Raw genomic sequence first — 21,020 nt, 5'->3', positions numbered from 1 at the left:
GCGATCGCGTATTTATACATTTCACGGGGTTTTGTACACCTTTCATCCGGGGACGTTGAAGCCGGTTACCCGGATAAAAAGTCAAGGTCATACCGTTAACGACGCTGGAAATTCAGTTATTACCCTTTATACTGCCCTATCCCATTACCGCGCGGCCATTACGGGTTAAACACATCGATGAGTCAGACTGAAACTACCGCCCCGAGCAAATTCTCCCTTCTACCGGGCAGCATCACCCGTTTCTTTCTTCTGCTGATCGTTGTGCTGTTAGTCACAATGGGGGTGATGGTTCAGAGCGCCGTTAATACCTGGCTTAAAGATAAAAGCTATCAAATCGTCGATATCACCCATGCGGTGCATAAGCGCATTGATACGTGGCGCTATGCGACCTGGCAAATCTACGACAATATCGCTGCCGCGCCTGCCACCTCGTCAGGCGAAGGGTTGCAGGAAACGCGCCTTAAGCAGGATGTGTATTACCTTGAAAAACCGCAGCGCAAGACGGAAGCCCTGATTTTCGGCTCGCACGACAGCGCAACGCTTGAGATGACGCAGCGGATCTCCTCGTATCTGGACACCCTGTGGGGCGCCGAGACCGTACCGTGGTCAATGTATTACCTGAACGGTCAGGACAACAGCATGATCCTGATCTCGACCCTGCCGCTTAAGGATCTCTCGTCCGGCTTTAAAGAGACCACCGTTGGCAGTATTGTGGATTCCCGTCGGGCAGAAATGCTGCAACAGGCCAACGCGCTGGACGAGCGAGAAAGTTTCTCGTCATTACGCCGTCTTGCCTGGCAGAATGGCCACTACTTTACGCTGCGAACCACCTTTAACCAGCCGGGCCATCTGGCGACCGTGGTTGCCTTCGACCTGCCGATTAACGATCTCATCCCACCGGATATGCCGCTGGACAGTTTCCGTCTGGAGCCAGACAACAGCACCCAAAATATGCGCACGCCGTCGGATAAAGAAGGCGCGGACAGCGTAGCGATCTCCTTTAATGGCTCAAAGATTGAGATTGCCTCATCGCTCAACTCAACCGGTATGCGTCTGGTGTGGCAGGTGCCTTTTGGCACCCTGATGCTTGATACTCTGCAAAACATTCTGCTGCCGCTGTTGCTGAATATTGGCCTGCTGGCGCTGGCGCTGTTTGGCTACAGCACCTTCCGTTTCCAGTCGGGCCGCCAGAGCGACTCGACGTCGGTATCAGCCGGGACCAGCAACGAGTTGCGCATTCTTCGTGCCCTGAATGAAGAGATTATTTCCGTGCTGCCGCTTGGGGTGCTCGTTCACGACCAGGAGGCTAACCGCACGGTAATGAGCAATAAAATTGCCGATCACCTTCTGCCGCATCTTAACCTGCAAAATATTACGGCCATGGCGGACCAGCACCAGGGCGTTATTCAGGCCACCGTTAATAATGAACTGTATGAGATCCGTCAGTTCCGCAGTCAGGTCGCCTCGCGCACGCAAATCTTCATCATTCGCGATCAGGATCGCGAAGTGCTGGTGAATAAAAAGCTCAAGCAGGCGCAAAGGCTGTACGAGAAAAACCAACATGGCCGCGCGGCGTTTATGCAAAATATTGGCGATGCCTTTAAACAACCGTTGAAGTCACTCGCCACGCAGATTGCTGATCTGAGCACGCCGGAAAGCCGACAGCTCAGCAGCCAGGCCGACTCCCTGGTTCGTCTGGTGGACGAAATCCAGCTTGCGAACATGCTGGAAAATGACATCTGGAAGGGCACCCCTACGCTCTTCTCCATCCAGGACCTGATTGATGAGGTGGTGCCGGAAGTCCTGCCGGTGATCAAGCGCAAGGGACTCCAGCTGCTGATCAACAACCATTTACCGGCCAACGACGAACGTCACGGCGATCGCGATGCCCTGCGTCGCATCCTGATGATGTTGATACAGTATGCCGTCACCACGACGCAGATCGGCAAGATCACCCTTGAAGTCAGCACCGATGAGTCCACCGACGATCGTCTGACGTTCCGCATTCTGGATACGGGCGAAGGCGTCACCGTGAGCGAAATTGATAACCTGCACTTCCCGTTCCTGAACGATACCCAGCGCGACCACTACGGCAAGGCGAATGCCCTCACCTTCTGGCTTTGCGATCAGCTGGCGCGTAAGCTGGGCGGTCATCTGAACATTAAGGCCCGCGAATCCCTCGGCACCCGCTACTCTTTACACGTGAAAATGGCGGCGAATCCCCAGGAAGAGGATGAAGAGCGTCTGCTGGACGATGTGGTGGTGATGGTGGATGTGACCTCCAGTGAGATCCGTAATATCGTCGTTCGTCAGCTGGAAAACTGGGGGGCGTCCTGCATTACCCCGGACGAAAGGCTCGCGAGTCAAGAATTTGATCTATTTTTAACTGATAATCCGTCTAATCTTACTGCCTCAGGCTTGCTTTTAAGCGATGATGAGCCAGGCGTGCGGAAAATCGGCCCTGGGCAGCTGCGCGTCAACTTTAATATGAGCAATGCAATGCAGGAAGCTGTATTACAACTGATTGAAGAGAATCTGGCGCAGGAAGAGATCCTGGAGTCACCGTTAGGCGGCGATGAAAATGCCGAACTCCATGCCAGCGGATATTATTCGCTCTTCGTTGATACAGTACCAGATGATGTTAAGCGGTTGTATACTGAGTCCGCTGCGCAGGATTTTGCAGCGCTGGCACAGACAGCACACCGGCTTAAAGGGGTGTTTGCCATGCTTAATCTGGTTCCCGGCAAGCAGTTATGTGAAACGCTGGAACATCTAATTCGTGAGAAAGATGCCTCTGGCATTGAAAAATACATCAGCGACATTGACGCTTACGTCAAGAGCTTGCTGTAGCAAGGTAGCCTTATACATGAACAATATGAACGTAATTATTGCCGATGACCATCCGATTGTACTGTTCGGTATTCGCAAATCACTTGAACAGATCGAGTGGGTGAATGTAGTCGGTGAATTTGAAGATTCCACAGCCCTCATTAACAATCTGCCTAAACTTGATGCGCACGTGCTCATTACCGATCTCTCCATGCCTGGAGATAAGTACGGTGATGGGATCACGCTCATCAAATACATTAAACGCCACTTCCCGGACATTTCGATCATTGTTCTGACCATGAACAATAACCCGGCGATCCTGAGCGCCGTTCTGGATCTCGATATTGAAGGGATTGTGCTGAAACAAGGCGCACCTACCGATCTGCCAAAAGCGCTGGCGGCGCTACAGAAAGGGAAGAAATTCACTCCTGAGAGCGTCTCACGCCTGCTTGAAAAAATCAGCGCGGGTGGTTATGGCGACAAGCGTCTCTCGCCTAAAGAGAGTGAAGTTCTGCGTCTGTTCGCTGAAGGTTTCCTGGTCACTGAAATCGCCAAAAAGCTGAACCGCAGTATTAAAACCATCAGTAGCCAGAAAAAATCCGCGATGATGAAGCTGGGTGTGGATAACGATATCGCCCTGCTGAACTATCTCTCTTCCGTGACGCTGAGCGCAACGGACAAAGATTGATCTTCGCTGTCTACGCCGGGTGGCGCTCGCGCTTACCCGGCCTACAGCCGCCGGAGAAATAAAAAAGGCCCTTTCGGGCCTTTTTTATTGTCTCGCTTTTCGTACCCGCTCCGCATACACGGACAGTGTCTGCTTCAGTACATCCAGCGTGACCGGCTTCGACAGGCAGCTGTCCATTCCCGACTCCAGACAGCGCTGCTTCTCCTCCGCCAGCGCGTTGGCTGTCACGCCCACCACCGGCAGCGTCAGCCCCAGCTGTCGGATACGCTGCGTCAGACGGTAGCCGTCCATGTTAGGCATGTTCACATCGCTGAGCACAATATCAATATGGTTCTTACTTAAGACATTCAGGGCATCCACGCCATCATTGGCCGTTTTACACTGATAGCCCAGAGAGCCAAGCTGGTCTGCGAGCAGACGACGGTTAATTGGATGGTCGTCGACGACCAGAATCATCATGTCGTCGTTCACCGACGCCAGCTCATCAGGGGAAGCCAGCACGGTCGCGCCGTCGCTGTCCTCAAGCTGCACGCTGTAAATACGCGCCAGCAAGCCCAGCAGCTCGTGCGGTGTCGCCACGCTGTGCACCCATACCCCAGGCGAACGCTCAATCGGGATACCGATATGACGGCGGCAGAACATCACCACGCCGCGCCCCGCCCACGCCTGCTCCGGCTCAACGTCGGTGATCAGCATGTCATCCGCATCCGGTGTCTGGCCTTCGTAGCGTGAAACCCGCACGCCGCTGCTGGTCAGCATTGAGGTCAGGAAATCATGTAAGGAGGCGTTGTGCACCGCCAGCCAGCAGTGCTTATCGCTCAGCCCGTCGACCGTAGTTTTCGCCGGATAGTGTGCCGAATAGAGCGGAATACGAATGGTGAACTGGCTGCCCATACCCGGCTCAGTATCGACGGAGATATCCCCGTCCATCATGCTGATAAGCTTCTCGCAAATCGCCAGACCTAGCCCGGTCCCCTGGAAATTACGCTGGACGCCGGTTCCCACCTGGAAGAACGGATCGAACAGGCGAACGACCTCTTTCGCCGGAATGCCGACACCCGTGTCGCGCACGCGAATGGTCAGGTACTCCCCTGCCCGACAGACGTGCAGCACAATACAGCCGATATCGGTGAATTTGATGGCGTTGCTCAGCAGGTTTGAGATGACCTGTTGCAGACGCATCGGATCGCCATGCAGCGTCAGCGGCACATCCGGCTCGATAAAGCAGTACAGCCCAAGCTGTTTACGCACCACCAGCGGCAGGTAGTTAGCGCAGATATGGTTCATCACTTCGCGCGGGGAGAACTCGCGCGGCTCTATTTTCAACTGCTCGGATTCAATTTTAGAGAAATCGAGAATATCGCTGATGATTTTCAGCAGCAGGCTGGACGAGTTGTTCATGGCCGTCACCAGCCGGTCGACCCCTTTCGGCAGCTCTTTGGTCTGGAGCAGGTCGAGGTTACCGATAATGCCGTACAGCGGCGTTCGTAGCTCATGGCTGACGGTCGCGAGGAACATCGATTTCGACTGACTGGCCTGCTCCGCCGCCTGCGCCATATCCTGCAATGACTCTTCCATTTTCACGCGCGCAGAGACGTCCACCAGCACGCAAATGGCCACGTTTTCATTGCGGTAGCGAGAATGGACGAAGCTGATTTGCAGGTTGGTGTGGGTGCTGGTCAGCACATCCACAAAGTTAACCTGCTGACCGCAGATGATCTGCGTTAACCTCTGGCGGTCTTCATGCGTGAGCATGTTCAGGTAGTTATGGGCAAGCTCGTTACTGAGGATATTTGTCCCGTCCTGAGTACGCAGGATGCAGATCCCTACCGGCGCCGAGGCGACAATTTTACGGTTAAACTGCTCATGCTCTTCCAGACGCTGAGCATCCGCTTCTGCCGGAATAAAGATCCGCCGCTCATACATTCTCGCCAGCATAAACAGCGCGACGCCTACCGCGATGTTCAGCAAAATGGCGTTAAGGATCAAGATGCGAATGCGCTCCAGGACCTTGTCCACCGGCAGCGAGTAGACAATGCTCAGCGACGATGGCGGTAAACTTTTCTTCAGCACCAGCTCGCGGAACCCGGAGGTATAGCCAAACCATGACCGCTCCTGCATCCAGCTGGGTTCCACCTTCAGGCGGTTTTCAGGCCCGGTAAGGGAGATGAGCGGATGGCCGTTTTCATCCAGAATGGTCACGCCCATCGGCAGACTGCCCGGCGTGAAGAAGTTTTCCATACGGATGGTTTGTTCAATCCCCAGCAGCGCTTGCAGGCGGTTTCCGAGGTAAACCGGAGTCAGGGCATAGAAATAGCCGACGCCCATGCGCGGCCCCTGGCTTATCCAGAAGATGTTGTTCCCGCGCTCTTCCTGAGGCGCATTGCGGTATTTCACTATACGCTCATGCAGACTTTTCAGCGCGTCTTCGCGTTCGACGGGCATATCCCGCAGGCCGAAATCCGCCATGCAGAGATTTTCGTTGCCAATCAGGTAGACACGGTTCAGATCGTAGGCGGCCGAGAAATTATCGCGCCAGTAGCGCATAAACCATGAGAGGGACTCCAGTGAACCACGCCAGGCTTTGCCCATGGCGGAACAATCGGAGTCCGGGAAGAGCGGTTCGAAATCAGGTACTTCGGTTTTTTCATCCCGACCGCGGATAGCAAGAATGCCGTTCTCCGCCGTGAGTCGATTCTCAGCAATATACTTAAGCTCTTTCATCACGTCAGACGTGCGCTGGATATAGCGCTGAGCCTGATCCGAGCTTAAGTTAAACTCCTGGCGGATCTCCGCTTCTTTCTGGTGTAACGCGTTAACAATGTAAAACACCGAGAGCAGTGCCACCAGCAACCATAGCAGTAGCGCAAGCGCCCGAAACAGATAGCGAGAGACTTTTAACGTGGTACGAAAGGAGACGAGGTATTTCAAAGGGGCGAGGCTCCGCCGTCGGGGTCAAAAAGAATGTGGTTAAGGTAGCGGTAAACGCGGCTTGTCGCAACGTTCACTTGTCTGCTTGCGCAAAACAAAAGGGCCGGAAACCGGCCCTTTATGCGTCAGGAGACGTTACTCGTCAGCGTCATCCGCTACTTCATCATCGGTGTCCGCTTCCGGGGCGATTTCATCATCCCCTTCCGCAACGCTGCCGTCGATAGAGTCGAGCTCTTCGTCATCCACCGGCTCAGCAACGCGTTGCAGACCGACGACGTTTTCATCTTCCGCAGTGCGGATGAGGATAACGCCCTGGGTGTTACGACCCACCACGCTGATCTCAGACACGCGGGTACGCACCAGCGTACCGGCATCGGTGATCATCATGATCTGGTCCGCGTCGTCCACCTGCACCGCGCCAACAACGGAACCGTTGCGCTCGGTCACTTTGATGGAGATAACGCCCTGCGTGCCGCGTGACTTGGTCGGGTATTCGCTTTCCGCCGTACGTTTACCGTAGCCGTTCTGGGTGACGGTCAGGATTGCGCCTTCGCCACGAGGAACGATCAGGGAAACCACGCTGTCTTCACCCGCCAGCTTGATACCACGCACGCCGGTCGCCGTACGACCCATTGCGCGCACGGCGTTCTCTTTAAAGCGCACCACTTTACCGGCGGCAGAGAACAGCATGACTTCATCAGAACCGGAGGTCAGATCCACGCCGATCAGCTCATCGCCTTCGTTCAGGTTCACCGCGATGATCCCGGCAGAACGTGGACGGCTGAACTCGGTCAGCGCGGTTTTCTTCACGGTACCGCTCGCGGTCGCCATAAAGACGTTCACGCCCTCTTCGTACTCGCGTACCGGCAGAATAGCGGTGATACGTTCGTTCGCTTCCAGCGGCAGCAGGTTGACGATAGGACGACCCCGCGCGCCACGGCTCGCTTCCGGCAGCTGATAGACTTTCATCCAGTACAGACGGCCCCGGCTGGAGAAGCAGAGGATCGTGTCGTGGGTGTTGGCCACCAGCAGACGGTCAATGAAGTCTTCTTCTTTAATACGCGCCGCAGATTTGCCTTTACCGCCACGACGCTGTGCTTCGTAGTCGGTCAACGGCTGATACTTCACGTAGCCCTGGTGAGACAGCGTCACTACCACGTCTTCGCGGTTGATCAGATCTTCAATGTTGATATCAGAGCTATTGGCCGTGATTTCGGTGCGACGCTCGTCGCCGAACTGATCGCGAACCAGCTCCAGCTCTTCACGGATCACTTCCATCAGGCGCTCTGCGCTACCCAGGATATGCAGCAGCTCGGCAATCTGCTCCAGCAGCTCTTTGTACTCGTCGAGCAGTTTTTCATGCTCAAGGCCGGTCAGTTTCTGCAAACGCAGATCCAGAATCGCCTGGGCCTGCTGTTCAGTCAGGTAGTACTGACCGTCACGCACGCCAAATTCCGGCTCCAGCCACTCAGGACGCGCAGCGTCATCACCGGCACGTTCCAGCATTGCCGCCACGTTGCCCAGATCCCATGGACGCGCAACCAGCGACGCCTTCGCTTCTGCCGGCGTCGGCGCACGGCGGATCAGCTCGATGATCGGGTCGATGTTCGCCAGCGCAACGGCCAGTGCTTCAAGGATATGGGCACGGTCGCGCGCTTTGCGCAGTTCGAAGATGGTACGACGGGTCACCACTTCACGGCGGTGACGCACGAACGCGCTCAGGATCTCTTTCAGGTTCATGATCTTCGGCTGGCCATGGTGCAGCGCAACCATGTTGATACCGAAGGAGACCTGAAGCTGAGTCTGGGAGTAAAGGTTGTTCAGCACAACTTCACCCACCGCGTCGCGCTTGATTTCAATCACGATGCGCATACCGTCTTTATCAGACTCGTCACGCAGCGCGCTGATGCCTTCAACGCGTTTTTCTTTTACCAGCTCGGCGATTTTTTCAATCAGTCGCGCTTTGTTCACCTGATACGGGATCTCGTGAACAATAATGGTTTCACGGCCGGTTTTAGCGTCCGCTTCCACTTCGGCGCGGGCACGGATGTAAATCTTGCCGCGACCGGTGCGGTACGCTTCTTCAATACCGCGACGGCCATTGATGATTGCCGCCGTCGGGAAGTCCGGGCCCGGGATGTGTTCCATCAGCCCTTCAATGCTGATGTCTTCATCGTCAATGTAGGCCAGGCAGCCGTTGATCACTTCCGTGATATTGTGCGGTGGAATGTTGGTTGCCATACCGACGGCGATACCGGACGAACCGTTCACCAGCAGGTTTGGGATCTTCGTTGGCATAACGTCAGGAATTTTTTCCGTGCCGTCGTAGTTATCAACGAAATCAACCGTCTCTTTTTCCAGGTCAGCCATCAGCTCATGGGCAATCTTCGCCAGACGGATTTCCGTATAACGCATTGCCGCGGCGGAGTCGCCGTCGATAGAACCAAAGTTACCCTGACCATCTACCAGCATGTAACGCAGCGAGAAGGGCTGCGCCATACGGACAATGGTGTCGTACACCGCGGAATCACCATGAGGATGGTATTTACCGATTACGTCACCAACGACACGGGCAGATTTTTTGTAGGCTTTATTCCAGTCATTGCCCAATACGTTCATGGCGTATAGTACGCGACGGTGTACCGGCTTCAGGCCATCGCGGACGTCCGGCAGCGCACGGCCAACAATGACCGACATCGCATAGTCCAGATAGGAGCTTTTCAGCTCTTCCTCGATGTTAACCGGTGTAATTTCTCTCGCAAGGTCGCTCATCTAACCGCTATCCCTCTACTGTATCCCGGATTCAAAGGTCGCAAATTATAACACAGCCGCGGTGATACAGGTAAACCTATACGCTTTATTCACAGGGATTGCCTGATATACTCATTTGTCTTGCTAAATAAGGAGTAAAAGCGCCCATGAATGCCGAAAAATCCCCGGTGGCTCACAACGTTGACCACGAAGAGATTGCCAAATTTGAAGCGGTGGCGTCCCGCTGGTGGGATCTCGAAGGTGAGTTCAAACCTCTGCATCGTATTAACCCGCTGCGTCTGGGCTATATCGCGGAGCGTTCCGGCGGTCTGTTCGGTAAGAAAGTGCTCGACGTCGGCTGCGGCGGCGGCATCCTGGCGGAAAGTATGGCGCGTGAAGGAGCCACGGTCACCGGTCTGGACATGGGCTTCGAACCTCTACAGGTTGCGCGTCTTCATGCGCTGGAGTCCGGCGTACAGGTAGAATATGTCCAGGAAACCGTGGAAGAGCACGCGGCAAAACATGCGCACCAGTATGACGTGGTGACCTGCATGGAGATGCTGGAGCACGTTCCCGATCCGCAGTCGGTGGTCAGCGCCTGTGCAAAACTGGTGAAACCGGGTGGACAGGTCTTCTTCTCGACCATCAACCGCAACGGCAAAGCCTGGCTGATGGCCGTGGTAGGCGCGGAATACGTGCTGCGCATGGTGCCGAAAGGGACGCACGACGTGAAGAAGTTCATCAAGCCTGCCGAACTGCTGGGCTGGGTTGACCAGACATGGCTTAAGGAGCAGCACATGACGGGCCTGCACTACAATCCGCTGACGGATAAATTCAAACTTGCCCCGGGCGTGGATGTTAACTATATGTTGCACACAACCGCCAAAAACGACTAACGTCATCCGTTATTCTTATAATGATTGCGCGACATCATGTTGCGCAATTCTGACCTCCCGTTGAAGAAATCAGCACTCGATCAAATTTTGAATTTTTTTTCTTAATTATTGACATCTCTTCCAGGCCTTACGGCACGAGGACTTAGCCTTTTTTACCCTTTCACAACCTCAATTTAACGTCAAAATCAACCCTTGTGCTGAAAAGATTCGATACTAGAATACTCACCATATAGCGTTCTTCTTATCGCAAAACCCCTATATGTAGTATTTATCCACAGAGTTAGTCACAAGACGGTTCTGTGGATAAGCGGGGGATATTTTTTTATTTCACGGACAGGTAAAAACCCACATGAATCAGAGTCTGCTGGTGACAAAGCGCGACGGTACCACCGAGCGTATCAATCTGGACAAAATCCATCGAGTTCTCGACTGGGCAGCAGAAGGACTGAACAACGTATCTATCTCCCAGGTTGAACTGCGTTCTCACATTCAGTTCTACGACGGCATCAAAACGTCTGATATCCACGAAACCATTATCAAAGCCGCGGCAGATCTGATCTCCCGCGACGCACCGGATTATCAGTACCTCGCTGCGCGTCTGGCGATTTTCCACCTGCGTAAAAAAGCCTACGGCCAGTTCGAGCCGCCGAAGCTTTACGATCACGTAGTGAAAATGGTCGAGCTGGGCAAATACGACACGCATCTGCTGGAAGACTATACGGAAGAAGAGTTCGAGCAGATGAACGGGTTTATCGATCACTGGCGCGACATGAACTTCTCCTACGCGGCGGTGAAGCAGCTCGAAGGCAAATACCTGGTTCAGAACCGTGTGACGGGCGAAATCTACGAGAGCGCCCAGTTCCTCTATATTCTGGTGGCCGCCTGCCTGTTCTCTAATTACCCGCGTGAAACCCGTCTGGACTACGTGAAGCGTTTCTACGATGCGGTCTCTACGTTCAAGATTTCTCTGCCTACGCCAATCATGTCTGGCGTGCGTACCCCTACCCGTCAGTTCAGCTCCTGCGTACTGATCGAGTGTGGTGACAGCCTGGATTCCATCAACGCGACCTCCAGCGCCATCGTGAAATACGTCTCCCAGCGTGCCGGTATCGGCATCAACGCCGGCCGTATCCGTGCGCTGGGCAGCCCGATCCGCGGCGGTGAAGCGTTCCACACCGGCTGTATTCCGTTCTACAAGCACTTCCAGACGGCAGTAAAATCCTGCTCTCAGGGCGGCGTGCGTGGTGGTGCAGCGACCCTGTTCTACCCGATGTGGCACCTGGAAGTGGAAAGTCTGCTGGTTCTGAAAAACAACCGCGGCGTGGAAGGCAACCGCGTGCGTCACATGGACTACGGCGTGCAGATCAACAAGCTGATGTACACCCGTCTGCTGAAAGGGGAAGACATCACCCTGTTCAGCCCGTCCGACGTCCCGGGTCTGTACGACGCGTTCTTCGCCGATCAGGACGAGTTCGAGCGTCTGTACACCAAATATGAAAAAGACGACAGCATCCGCAAGCAGCGCGTGAAAGCGGTCGATCTGTTCTCCCTGATGATGCAGGAACGTGCCTCTACCGGTCGTATCTACATCCAGAACGTTGACCACTGCAACACCCACAGCCCGTTTGACCCGGTGGTTGCGCCAGTGCGCCAGTCTAACCTGTGCCTGGAGATCGCCCTGCCGACTAAACCGCTGGAAGACGTAAACGACGAAAACGGTGAAATCGCGCTTTGTACGCTGTCCGCGTTCAACCTGGGTGCGATTAAGAGCCTGGACGAGCTGGAAGAGCTGGCGGTGCTGGCGGTTCGTGCGCTCGACGCCCTGCTGGATTACCAGGATTACCCAATCCCGGCGGCAAAACGCGGCGCAATGGGCCGTCGCACTTTAGGTATCGGCGTGATCAACTTCGCCTACTGGCTGGCGAAAAACGGCAAGCGTTACTCCGACGGCAGCGCCAACAATCTGACGCACCAGACGTTCGAAGCGATCCAGTACTACCTGATGAAAGCCTCTAACGAGCTGGCGAAAGAGCAAGGCGCGTGCCCGTGGTTCAACGAAACCACCTACGCGAAAGGCATTCTGCCGATCGACACCTACAAAAAAGACCTGGATGCGATCGTCAGCGAGCCGCTGCACCTCGACTGGGAAGGCCTGCGCGAGTCCATTAAAACTCACGGCCTGCGTAACTCCACGCTCTCTGCCCTGATGCCGTCCGAGACCTCTTCGCAGATCTCCAACGCCACCAACGGTATTGAGCCACCGCGCGGCCACGTCAGCATCAAAGCGTCGAAAGACGGCGTGCTGCGTCAGGTGGTGCCGGATTACGAAACGCTGGGTGACAACTACGAGCTGCTGTGGGAAATGCCAAACAACGACGGCTATCTGCAACTGGTGGGTATCATGCAGAAGTTTATCGACCAGTCGATCTCTGCCAATACCAACTACGACCCAACGCGCTTCCCGTCTGGCAAGGTTCCGATGCAGCAACTGCTGAAAGACCTGCTCACCGCCTACAAATTTGGCGTGAAAACGCTGTACTATCACAACACCCGTGATGGTGCGGAAGACGCCCAGGACGACCTGGTGCCGTCAATTCAGGACGATGGCTGCGAAAGCGGCGCATGTAAGATCTAAGCACTTCGCCGGGTGGCGCTACGCTTACCCGGCCTACGGTTTTGTAGGCCCGGCAAACGCAGTGCCGCCGGGCAATAAAATCTCAACAGGACTCACCGCAATGGCATATACCACCTTTTCACAGACGAAAAACGACCAGCTCAAAGAGCCGATGTTCTTCGGCCAGCCGGTCAACGTGGCACGCTACGATCAGCAAAAATATGACATCTTCGAAAAGCTGATTGAAAAGCAACTCTCCTTCTTCTGGCGTCCGGAAGAAGTTGACGTTTCCCGCGACCGTATCGATTTCCAGGCGCTACCGGAACACGAAAAGCACATCTTCCTCAGCAACCTGAAGTACCAGACGCTGCTGGACTCCATCCAGGGCCGTAGTCCAAACGTGGCGCTGCTGCCGCTGATCTCGATTCCTGAGCTGGAAACCTGGGTAGAGACCTGGGCGTTCTCCGAGACGATCCACTCCCGCTCTTACACCCACATCATCCGCAACATCGTGAACGATCCGGCGGTGGTGTTTGACGATATCGTCACCAATGAGCAGATCCAGAAGCGCGCGGAAGGCATTGCGCACTACTACGACGAGCTGATCGAGATGACCAGCTACTGGCATCTGATGGGCGAAGGCACGCATAACGTGAACGGCAAAACCATTACCGTAAACCTGCGGGCCCTGAAAAAGCAGCTGTACCTGTGCCTGATGAGCGTCAACGCGCTGGAAGCAATCCGCTTCTACGTAAGCTTCGCCTGCTCCTTCGCTTTTGCCGAGCGCAAGCTGATGGAAGGTAACGCCAAAATTATCCGCCTGATCGCCCGTGACGAAGCCCTGCACCTGACCGGCACCCAGCATATGCTGAACCTGCTGCGCAGCGGCGCGGACGACCCGGAAATGGCTGCGATTGCCGAAGAGTGCAAGCAGGAATGCTACGATCTGTTCGTGCTGGCCGCCCAGCAGGAGAAAGAGTGGGCAGACTACCTGTTCCGCGACGGCTCCATGATTGGCCTGAACAAAGACATTCTGTGCCAGTACGTGGAGTACATCACTAACATCCGCATGCAGGCTGTGGGTCTCGATCTGCCATTCCAGACGCGCTCTAACCCGATTCCGTGGATCAACACCTGGCTGGTGTCCGATAACGTGCAGGTTGCGCCGCAGGAAGTGGAAGTGAGTTCTTATCTGGTCGGTCAGATTGATTCTGAAGTCAACACCGACGACCTGAGCGATTTCCAGCTCTGATGAGCCGCGTAACGCTGAGCCTTTCTGGTACAGAGGTGTTGTGCCAGGAAGAGCACCCTTCTCTGCTGGTGGCGCTTGAAGCGCATCAGGTAGAAGTAGAGTACCAGTGTCGTGAAGGCTACTGCGGCTCCTGCCGCTGCCGTCTGGTCGCAGGCCAGGTAGACTGGCTGACCGAACCGCTGGCCTTTATCAGTGAAGGGGAGATTTTGCCCTGCTGCTGCCGGGCAAAAGGCGATATTGAGATCGAGATGTAATTATGTCGGGTGGCGCTTCGCTGACCCGACCTACAAAACCGCAGTTCGTAGGCCGGGTAAGGCGCAGCCGCCACCCGGCAATTTCAGCGTTTATCCTTCAAAAAGCTCACCGCTTTATCCGGGAAATCCGTAAACACCCCGTCCACATCCGCCTGGTTATACAGTACGTCGTAAAGCTGATTCACGTCCGTCGCATACTCCGGCAGCTGGTCTGCGCGTACGGTATACGGATGCACCTGCATCTTGCTCGCATGCGCCTCTTTCACCATCGCCGTCAGCTTCACGTGACCCGGCGTTGAGCCTTCCGCCACCAGCATGTGGTAATCCGGCCCGATGCCGTCGGCGTACTGCGCAATCTGCTTCATCGCGCCCGGCTTAAACATCCAGTCGTAGGTGTAGTTCACCCACTTCCCGTCCGGCTGTTTTTCCTGGGTTTCATTCCAGTCGGTATACGCAATCAGCTGCACCAGATTGAGATCCATCCCCATTTTCGGCTCCAGCTCGGTTTTGATGCGCTTCAGTTCCGCGGCGTCGAAACATTGCAGGAAAACCTTATCCTGCTTGCTGGTGTAGCCGTACTTTTTCAGTACCTCCAGCGTCTTCGCGGCAATGTCCTTCCCTTCCTGATGGTGGAACCACGGCGCTTTGATTTCCGGGTAGATACCGATATTTTTTCCTGTCGAGTGGTTCAGCCCCTGAACAAACTCGATCTCCTCTTCGAAGGTGTGAATACGGAAGTCAGACTTGCCCATCGGGAAACGTCCCGGATAGACCTGTACCTTCTTACCGTTTTCAATCTCGAAGCCCTCGGTAAACTTCAGCGAGCGGATCTCCGCCAGCGTGAAGTCGATGGCGTAGTAGCGACCATCTTTACGGGCGCGATCCGGGAAACGCTCCGCCACGTCCGTCACGCGGTCAAGATAGTGGTCATGCAGAACGACCAGCTGGTCGTCCTTCGTCATCACCAGATCCTGCTCCAGATAATCCGCGCCCTGGGCATAGGCCATCGCTTTTGCCGGCAGCGTATGCTCCGGCAGATAACCGCTGGCGCCACGGTGGGCGATCACGATCTTATCCGCCGCCAGCGCGGAGCTTGTCATCAGGCCCGCCAGCAGCAGACCTGTCGCTAACTGAGTTAATTTCATCGCAATGCTCCTTATTGACGACGCGCCAGCACTTCGGCGTGGTGACGTTTTTCACCAATCATCACAACAACCAACAGCAGAACAGCCAGCACGCTGCCGCCAATCATCACCATAAAGCCGCCGTCCCAGCCGAAGAAGTCGACGGTGTAACCGACGATGGCGCTTGCCGCCACTGAACCGCCGAGGTAGCCAAACAGACCGGTAAAGCCTGCCGCCGTGCCTGCCGCTTTCTTCGGCGCCAGCTCCAGGGCATGCAGACCAATCAGCATAACCGGACCATAAATCAGGAAGCCGATGACGATCATACAGGCCATATCCACACCCGGATTCCCCGGCGGGTTAAGCCAGTAAACGACCGTCGCGATGGTGACCAGCGTCATAAAGAACACGCCCGTCGCCCCACGGTTGCCCTTAAACACTTTGTCCGACATCCAGCCACAGATCAGCGTGCCGGGAATGCCCGCGTATTCATACAGGAAATAGGCCCAGGAGGATTTATCCAGCGCGAAGTGCTTCACCTCTTTCAGGTAGGTTGGCGACCAGTCGAGGATGCCGTAGCGCAGCAGGTAGACAAATACGTTTGCCACCGCGATGTACCACAACAGCTTGTTCGGCAGCACGTACTTCATGAAGATCTGCTTTGCCGTCAGCTCTTCTTCGTGCTTCTCGCTGTAATCATCCGGGTAGTCGTTTTTGTACTCTTCAATCGGCGGCAGGCCGCAGGACTGTGGGGTGTCGCGCATCAGAGCGAAGGCGATAATCGCCACCAGAATGGCGCCAAAGGCTGGCATATAGAGCGCGGCATGCCAGTCGTTGAACCAGGCCATCCCCAGCAGGAACAGCAGCGGCGGAAGCCCGCCCCCGACGTTATGTGCGCAGTTCCACACAGATACAATTCCACCACGCTCTTTCTGTGACCACCAGTGAACCATGGTGCGTCCGCATGGCGGCCATCCCATCCCCTGGAACCAGCCGCAGAGGAACAGCAGCACGAACATGATGGCAATGCTGGAGGTCGCCCACGGCACAAAGCCCATGAACAGCATCACCGCTGCCGCGAGGATCAGACCGGCGGGCAGGAACACGCGCGGATTCGAACGATCCGACACCGACCCCATAATGAACTTCGAAAAACCGTACGCGATGGAGATCCCCGACAGCGCAAATCCCAGATCGCCGCGAGAGAAGCCCTGTTCCACCAGGTACGGCATGGCGAGCGCGAAGTTTTTACGTACCAGATAGTACGCCGCATACCCGAAGAAGATCCCGAGGAATATTTGCCAACGCAGACGGCGGTAGAGAGGATCAATCTCTGCCTCTGGCAGTCGCGCCCGATGTGGCGCAGGTTTAAAGATACTGAGCATAACAGCCTCCGTGGCCTTTCAAAAAATGACCGGGCATCTCGCGCCCGGCTACAGAGGCGGCGATGTTAAGAAATCACGGTGAATGTTACTGTGAATCAACGCACAGATTGTTACAGAAATATGACAGAATGCGCAAAAAAGCGCATGAAATCACGTTTCACTTTCGAATTTCGCGCGTTTATGTTCGAAATCAAACAAACCATACGATCAATGTGGCTAAATGCTAAAAAACGAACATAGAGGAAAGGCAATGACAATTCACGATCCACGCTTCAGCGATGTGATTATCATTGGCGGTGGCGCGACGGGTGCCGGCATCGCACGCGACTGCGCCCTGCGGGGATTGAGCGTCACGCTTCTGGAACGCCACGATATCGCCACCGGCGCGACGGGACGTAACCACGGTCTGTTGCACAGCGGCGCCCGCTATGCGGTCACTGACGCTGAGTCAGCACGCGAGTGTATCGCTGAAAACCAGATCCTCAGGCGCATCGCCCGCCACTGCGTTGAACCGACCAACGGTCTTTTTATCACCCTTCCAGAAGATGACCTCGGCTTTCAGCAAACCTTTATCACCGCCTGCACGGCGGCAGGCATTCAGGCCGAGGCGATCGATCCTGCGCAGGCGCGCCGTCTTGAACCCTCGGTAAACCCGGCGTTACTGGGCGCGGTAAAAGTACCGGACGGAACCGTTGATCCTTTCCGCCTGACCGCCGCCAATATGCTCGACGCGCGGGAACATGGCGCCCAGATCCTGACCGGGCATCACGTCACCGGGCTTATTCGTGAAGGTAATACCGTGCGCGGAGTGCGCGTGTTTGATGCGCAGTACAACGAACACCGCGAGCTGTATGCCGCCGTCGTGGTCAACGCGGCGGGGATCTGGGGCCAGCGCATCGCGGAATACGCGGACCTGTCGGTGCGCATGTTCCCGGCGAAAGGCTCGCTGCTGATCCTCGACCACCGCATCAATAACCATGTCATCAACCGCTGCCGTAAACCGTCTGACGCCGATATCCTCGTGCCGGGGGACACCATTTCGTTAATCGGCACGACCTCAATGCATGTGGACTACAGCGAAATTGATTACAACCGCGTCACCGCTGAAGAGGTGGATATCCTGCTGCGCGAAGGGGAAAAGCTGGCCCCGGTGATGGCGCAGACGCGTATTCTGCGTGCCTACGCGGGCGTGCGTCCCCTTGTCGCCAGCGATAACGATCCGAACGGGCGTAACGTCAGCCGCGGCATCGTGCTGCTCGATCACGCCGAACGCGACGGCATGGACGGGTTTATCACCATTACCGGCGGCAAGCTGATGACCTACCGGCTGATGGCCCAGTGGGCCACCGATGCCGTCTGCCGTAAGCTCGACAACACCGCACCGTGCGTGACGGCGCAACAGGCTCTGCCCGGCTCGCAGCAATCGACAGAAAAAACGCTGCACAAAATCATTTCACTCCCTGCCCCGCTTCGCGGTTCGGCGATTTACCGTCACGGCGACCGCACCCCAACCTGGCTCGGTGAAGGGCGACTCAGCCGCAGCCTGGTGTGCGAATGCGAAGCCGTGACCGCAGGCGAGGTGCAGTATGCCGTGGAAAACCTGACGGTGAACAACCTGCTCGATTTACGCCGCCGCACGCGCGTCGGGATGGGCACCTGTCAGGGGGAGCTGTGCGCCTGCCGTGCCGCCGGGCTGCTGCAACGTTTTCACGCCACCACGTCAACCCAGTCGCTTGCCCAGCTCAGCGATTTTTTAAACGAGCGCTGGAAAGGCATTCAGCCCGTCGCCTGGGGCGATGCCCTGCGCGAAAGCGAGTTTACCCGCTGGGTCTATCAGGGGCTTTGCGGTCTGGAGAAGGAGCACAACCATGAAATTTGATACCGTGATTGTGGGTGGGGGGCTGGCGGGCCTGCTGTGCGGCCTCAAACTGACGCAGCGGGGTCTGCGCTGCGCCATTGTCACTCGCGGTCAGAGTGCCCTGCACTTCTCTTCCGGCTCGCTGGATTTACTGGGCGCGCTATCGTTCGCCGATCTGCCGCCTGAACATCCCTACCGCCTGACGGGCGCAGAGAATATGGCCCGCTTTGCCTGCGAAACCGAACACCTGCTCACCACCTGCGGCGCACGCATGCAGGGTGACGCCGAGCAAAATCATCAGCGCGTCACGCCGCTCGGCACCCTGCGCGCCGCCTGGCTTAGCCCGGAAGAGGTGCCTGTCGCCCCCATCGCTGCCGAGCGCGTGCGGGTGGTGGGGATCAGCGGCTTCCTCGATTTCCAGCCGCATCTGGCCGCCGCGTCTCTCAGACAGCAGGGTGTTCAGGTGGATACGGCGGAGATTGATCTCCCCGAACTCGACGTGCTGCGCGAAAACCCCAGCGAGTTTCGTGCGGTGAACATTGCCCGCCTGCTGGATAATGAAAGTTACTGGCCGCAGCTGTACGCGGCGCTTCAACCGCTCGGCGAGACCTGCGACGCCCTGTTTATGCCCGCCTGTTTTGGCTTAACGGACAACCGGCTCTGGCGCTGGCTCTCGGCGCGCCTGCCCTGTACGCTCGGTTTACTGCCGACGCTCCCCCCTTCCGTGCCCGGCATTCGTCTGCACACCCAGCTTCAGCGTCAGTATGTTGCCCAGGGTGGCGTCTGGATGGCAGGCGACGAGGTGAAAAAAATCACCCTGGCTGAGGGTGCGGTAAGCGAAATCTGGACCCGCAACCACGGCGACATCCCGCTTCGCGCACGCTTTACGGTGCTGGCAAGCGGCAGTTTCTTCAGTAACGGTCTGCTGAGCAGCCGGGATGGCGTGCGTGAGGCGATCCTCGGTCTGGACGTCCGGCAAAGCGCTTCCCGCGCGGACTGGTATCAAAGCGATTTCTTCACCCCGCAGCCCTGGCAGCAGTTCGGCGTGATCGTCGACAGCCAGCTGCGCCCGCGGCTGGGCGGGGAACCGGTTGAAAATCTTTACGCCATCGGCTCGGTTCTGGGCGGGTACGATCCCGTGGCGCAGGGCTGCGGTGGCGGCGTCTGCGCCGTCACTGCGCTGCATGTCGCGGAGCAGATTATCCAGCGCAGGGAGGGAGCACAATGAACGACACCCGATTTGAAAGCTGTATCAAATGCACGGTCTGCACCACGGTTTGCCCGGTCAGCGGCGTCGATCCGCGCTATCCCGGCCCGAAACAGGCCGGTCCCGACGGGGAGCGTCTGCGCCTGAAGGATGGCGCGCTCTACGACGAGGCGCTGAAATACTGCATCAACTGCAAACGCTGCGAAGTTGCCTGCCCGTCGGACGTGAAAATAGGCGATATCATCCAGCGCGCCCGCGCCCGCTACAGTACGCAAAAACCGACGCTGCGTGACGCGATACTGAGCCACACCGATCTGATGGGTAGCCTCTCGACGCCTTTCGCGCCGGTCGTCAATGCCGCCACCGCCCTGAAGCCGGTGCGCAGGCTGCTGGATGCGACGCTCAAAATCGACCATCACCGCAGTCTGCCGAAATATTCTCACGGCACCTTCCGCCGCTGGTTTAAATCCGTGGCGGCAGAACAGGCGCAGTTCTCTGAGCAGGTCGCCTTCTTCCACGGCTGCTACGTGAACTACAACCATCCGCAGCTGGGGAAAGACCTGCTGAAAGTCCTGAACGCCATGGGAACGGGCGTTCAGCTGCTGAGCAAAGAAAAGTGCTGCGGCGTTCCGCTGATTGCCAACGGCTTCATCGACAAAGCGCGCAAGCAGGCGAGCAGCAACGTCACCTCTTTACGTGAGGCGATCGTCGACAAAGGGATACCGGTACTGGCGACGTCGTCAACCTGTACCTTCACGCTGCGCGATGAATATCCGCATCTGCTGGAGGTGGATAACACCGGCCTGCGCGAGCACATTGAGCTGGCGACCCGTTTTCTCTGGCGCAAACTGGACAGCGGGCAGACGTTACCGCTGGGCAAATTGCCGCTGAAGGTGGTGTATCACACGCCATGTCATATGGAGAAGATGGGCTGGTCGATCTATACGCTTGAGCTGCTGCGGCTGATCCCCGGGCTGGAGCTGACGGTGCTGGACTCACGCTGCTGCGGCATCGCAGGCACGTACGGCTTCAAGCGTGAAAACTACCCAACGTCACAGGCCATTGGCGCGCCGCTGTTCCGGCAGATTGAAGAGAGCGGCGCAGATATCGTGGTGACGGACTGCGAAACCTGCAAGTGGCAGATCGAGATGTCCACCAGCAAACGCTGTGAACATCCCATTACCTTGCTGGCAAAAGCGCTGGCGTAACCGTTGCCGGGGACACGGCCCCG

Annotated in this window: 13 protein-coding genes; 9 read left to right on the top strand and 4 right to left on the bottom strand. The window is 56.5% G+C overall.

The window, feature by feature from the left end:
- The first annotated feature begins 177 nt into the window (after positions 1-177).
- Complete coding sequence (rcsD, locus tag IMQ56_RS10715) at positions 178-2,850, top strand: phosphotransferase RcsD (RefSeq protein ID WP_017383411.1); 2,673 nt, start codon at positions 178-180, stop codon at positions 2,848-2,850.
- Between the two features lie 16 nt (positions 2,851-2,866).
- Positions 2,867-3,517 (top strand): response regulator transcription factor RcsB, encoded by a 651-nt coding sequence (gene rcsB, locus IMQ56_RS10710; protein ID WP_003859405.1) that lies wholly within the window; start codon positions 2,867-2,869, stop codon positions 3,515-3,517.
- Positions 3,518-3,601: 84 nt separating this feature from the next.
- On the opposite strand, the gene rcsC is transcribed toward rcsB, so the two are convergent.
- A complete protein-coding gene (gene rcsC / locus IMQ56_RS10705; protein WP_193042307.1) occupies positions 3,602-6,448 on the bottom strand; it encodes a two-component system sensor histidine kinase RcsC in 2,847 nt (948 codons plus the stop codon).
- Between the two features lie 135 nt (positions 6,449-6,583).
- Positions 6,584-9,220, bottom strand: a complete 2,637-nt coding sequence (gene gyrA, locus IMQ56_RS10700; RefSeq protein ID WP_017693022.1) for a DNA topoisomerase (ATP-hydrolyzing) subunit A — start codon at positions 9,218-9,220, stop codon at positions 6,584-6,586.
- 146 nt (positions 9,221-9,366) lie between these two features.
- Here gyrA and ubiG point away from each other — a divergent pair, with 146 nt between their 5' ends.
- The 4 genes from ubiG (at position 9,367) to yfaE (ending at position 14,215) form a co-directional block, all read left to right on the top strand.
- Complete coding sequence (ubiG, locus tag IMQ56_RS10695; RefSeq protein ID WP_006811346.1) at positions 9,367-10,095, top strand: bifunctional 2-polyprenyl-6-hydroxyphenol methylase/3-demethylubiquinol 3-O-methyltransferase UbiG; 729 nt, start codon at positions 9,367-9,369, stop codon at positions 10,093-10,095.
- A gap of 349 nt (positions 10,096-10,444) precedes the next feature.
- Complete coding sequence (gene nrdA, locus IMQ56_RS10690) at positions 10,445-12,730, top strand: class 1a ribonucleoside-diphosphate reductase subunit alpha (RefSeq protein ID WP_023295072.1); 2,286 nt, start codon at positions 10,445-10,447, stop codon at positions 12,728-12,730.
- Positions 12,731-12,830: 100 nt separating this feature from the next.
- Positions 12,831-13,961 (top strand): class Ia ribonucleoside-diphosphate reductase subunit beta, encoded by a 1,131-nt coding sequence (nrdB, locus tag IMQ56_RS10685; RefSeq protein WP_032620274.1) that lies wholly within the window; start codon positions 12,831-12,833, stop codon positions 13,959-13,961.
- Complete coding sequence (gene yfaE, locus IMQ56_RS10680; protein ID WP_003859419.1) at positions 13,961-14,215, top strand: class I ribonucleotide reductase maintenance protein YfaE; 255 nt, start codon at positions 13,961-13,963, stop codon at positions 14,213-14,215. The genes nrdB and yfaE overlap by 1 nt, the downstream gene beginning before the upstream one ends.
- Before the next feature lie 83 nt (positions 14,216-14,298).
- On the opposite strand, the gene glpQ is transcribed toward yfaE, so the two are convergent.
- The gene (gene glpQ / locus IMQ56_RS10675; protein ID WP_126498853.1) at positions 14,299-15,360 is read right to left on the bottom strand and encodes a glycerophosphodiester phosphodiesterase; all 1,062 of its coding nucleotides are present in this window, start codon (positions 15,358-15,360) and stop codon (positions 14,299-14,301) included.
- Between the two features lie 11 nt (positions 15,361-15,371).
- On the bottom strand, positions 15,372-16,724 hold the full coding sequence (gene glpT / locus IMQ56_RS10670) for a glycerol-3-phosphate transporter (RefSeq protein WP_003859423.1): 1,353 nt from the start codon (positions 16,722-16,724) through the stop codon (positions 15,372-15,374).
- A gap of 250 nt (positions 16,725-16,974) precedes the next feature.
- On the opposite strand from glpT, the gene glpA reads away from it, so the two are divergent.
- The 3 genes from glpA to glpC are packed head-to-tail and all read left to right on the top strand — an operon-like array spanning position 16,975 to position 20,997.
- Positions 16,975-18,603: an anaerobic glycerol-3-phosphate dehydrogenase subunit A gene (gene glpA / locus IMQ56_RS10665; protein WP_163358672.1), complete on the top strand. Its 1,629-nt coding sequence runs from the start codon at positions 16,975-16,977 to the stop codon at positions 18,601-18,603.
- Complete coding sequence (glpB, locus tag IMQ56_RS10660) at positions 18,593-19,810, top strand: glycerol-3-phosphate dehydrogenase subunit GlpB (protein WP_045339263.1); 1,218 nt, start codon at positions 18,593-18,595, stop codon at positions 19,808-19,810. Before glpA ends, glpB begins: the two co-directional genes overlap by 11 nt.
- Positions 19,807-20,997, top strand: coding sequence for an anaerobic glycerol-3-phosphate dehydrogenase subunit GlpC (gene glpC, locus IMQ56_RS10655; RefSeq protein ID WP_045141706.1), 1,191 nt, complete (start codon positions 19,807-19,809; stop codon positions 20,995-20,997). Before glpB ends, glpC begins: the two co-directional genes overlap by 4 nt.
- Positions 20,998-21,020: the final 23 nt, after the last annotated feature.

The sequence above is a fragment of the Enterobacter sp. Res13-Sevr-PEC09-46 genome, from assembly GCF_015672585.1.
Taxonomy (GTDB): Bacteria; Pseudomonadota; Gammaproteobacteria; order Enterobacterales; family Enterobacteriaceae; genus Enterobacter; species Enterobacter hormaechei_C.
The sequence above is the reverse complement of the archived record's forward strand: the minus strand, read 5'-3'. Positions and strand labels throughout refer to the sequence as shown.